At 66.4% G+C, this 2,216-nt stretch carries 2 protein-coding genes and 1 pseudogene; all 3 read right to left on the bottom strand.

From position 1 onward, the window contains the following. A partial coding sequence (locus EN781_RS31130; protein WP_148669370.1) for an alcohol dehydrogenase catalytic domain-containing protein occupies positions 1–537 on the bottom strand: 537 nt, incomplete at its 3' end. A 38-nt stretch (positions 538–575) separates the two neighbouring features. Then, positions 576–1,847, bottom strand: a complete 1,272-nt coding sequence (locus tag EN781_RS31125) for a beta-ketoacyl-ACP synthase (RefSeq protein ID WP_126054137.1) — start codon at positions 1,845–1,847, stop codon at positions 576–578. Between the two features lie 20 nt (positions 1,848–1,867). Then, positions 1,868–2,216: pseudogene (locus tag EN781_RS31120) on the bottom strand (beta-ketoacyl-ACP synthase); the annotation flags it as partial.

Genomic DNA, 2,216 nt, shown 5'->3' with positions numbered 1-2,216 from the left:
GCCGATGCCGGAGCCGCCGGCATGGACGAGGATCGTCTCGCCGGGCTCGAGTTTCGCATTGTCGAACAGCATGTGCTCGACCGTGCCGAAAGTAACAGGCGCGACCGCCGCGCCGATCTCGGTGACGCCGGGCGGGGCGGGGACCAGCAGGCGGGCCGGCAGATTGATCTTCTCTTGCGCGAAGCCGTCGAGGTGGAAGCCATGAACGCCGGAGACGTGCTCGCAAAGATTGTCGCGTCCTTCGCGGCATGCACGGCAAAGGCCGCACGTGCGCGCGCCATAGATCGACACCAATTGCCCCGGCAGGAGGCTGGAGACGCCGGGGCCGACGGCGTCGACCTCGCCCGACGCCTCGGCGCCGACGACCAGCGGCAGCTTACGCTTGGCGAAGGCCATGCCGCGCCAGCCCCAGACGTCGATATGGTTCAGCGCCACCGCCTTGATGCGCAGCGTCACTTCGCCAAGCGAAGGCGGCGGGGGAGGCGGCAGGTCCACCGTTTCAAGACGGCGGTCCTCGATAAGTTGCAATGCGCGCATGGGGCCTGTCAGTTCGTCAAAAGCGGGAAAACGTCCGCTTAGACCGGTTCCCTCGCCATGACAAGGCACGTGTTCTGGCCGCCGAAGCCGAAGGAGTTCGACAAAACGGTGCCCACCTCGGCATTACGCTTCTTGTTGGGCACCACGTCGAGCACGATCGCCGGGTCGGGATTGTCGTAGTTGATGGTCGGCGGGATGACGCTTTCGCGCATCGTCATCAGCGAGAAAGCGGCCTCGACCGCGCCGGCTGCCGACAGGGTGTGGCCGATCATCGACTTGTTGGACGAGATCGGCATCGAGCCGATCCGCCCGCCGAACACGGTCGACAGCGACAGATGCTCCATCTTGTCGTTTTCCGGCGTCGAGGTGCCATGCGCGTTGACGTAGTCAATCTCGTCCTCGCTCAGGCCGGCATCGGCAAGCGCGGCGCGCACCGCCGCGATCGCCGGCGAACCGTCTGGCTTGGAGCGGGTGCGGTGGAAATCGTCGGCCTTTTCGCCGCAGCCGCGCATGATGCCGAGGATAGGGGCGCCGCGGGCAAGAGCAGCTTCCAGCGATTCCAGCACCAGCGCGCCGGAGCCTTCGGCCAGCACAAAGCCGTCGCGATCCTTGGAAAAAGGCTTCGACGCCTTTTCCGGAATATCGTTGTGAGTGGAGAGCGCCGACAACAGCGAGAAGCGGATCAACGCCTCGGCGGTCGCCGAGCCATCGGCGCCGATCGACAGCGCCTTGTCGCATTCGCCGCGGCGGATCGCCTCGACGCCGAGCTGGATGGCGGTGGCGCCGGAAGCGCAGGCGGTCGACAGCGTGATCGGCAGGCCGCGCGTGCCGAAACGGTCGGCCAGCCGGTCGGCGATCGAACCGAACTGGGTGGTCTCGAAGATGTCGAGCTCCTTCAGCGCGCGCGCCACGCGCAGCAGCCTCTCGGCGCCGGCATCCTGCTTGTCGGAATTGTAGAGCGAGAAACGGTCGGCCCAGTCGAGCTCGACGGGCGGCGAAGCAAGGAAAAGCGGTCCGCTGAAATCGCCGCTGTCAAGACCGGCTTCCGCCACCGCTTCCTGCGCCGCGGTCTCGGCCAACTCGTAGGTGAGGGGGCTGGCGCCCTTGGAGCTCGACGGCAGGAAGTCGACCATGCCGGAGATGCGGGTGTTCAGATGATCGACCGGAAAGCGGGTGATCGGGTGGATGCCGGACTTGCCGGAGGTCAGCGCCGCCCAATTGTCGGCCTTGCCGACGCCCAACGACGTCACCACGCCGATGCCGGTGACGGCGACGATCGGCCTGCCCATGTGGTCATTCAGATTGGCCATGCTTTGTCCCTGGTGGTCACTTAGGCCGCCTTGATCAGCCCCATGCCCTCGAATTGGTGATAGCCGATCGCCGTTGCAAGCACGGTCGTGGGAATGCCGGCAAACGGCTTCTCGGTCGCGGCATCGAAAGCGGGATAGCCGGCCTTACGCTCGACGGCGAGTGCCGCCAGCGCCACGGCGAAGGGGAACTGCGCCTCCTTCATATGGCCGGTCAACGTCGAGAAGGCGCGTGCCGCGATGGCCGCATTGGCGTCGAACGCGGCTTTTTCGGCGGCGGTAGCGAGGTGGGCGCCGGAAGCGCCCGAGATCGCCAGCAGTTCGCCATTCGGCAGCGCCGCCTGCTCGAGCAGGGTCGCGATCTCGGCATCG

The sequence above is a fragment of the Mesorhizobium sp. M4A.F.Ca.ET.090.04.2.1 genome, from assembly GCF_003999085.1.
Lineage (GTDB): Bacteria > Pseudomonadota > Alphaproteobacteria > Rhizobiales > Rhizobiaceae > Mesorhizobium.
This window is presented reverse-complemented; position numbering and strand designations above follow the sequence as displayed.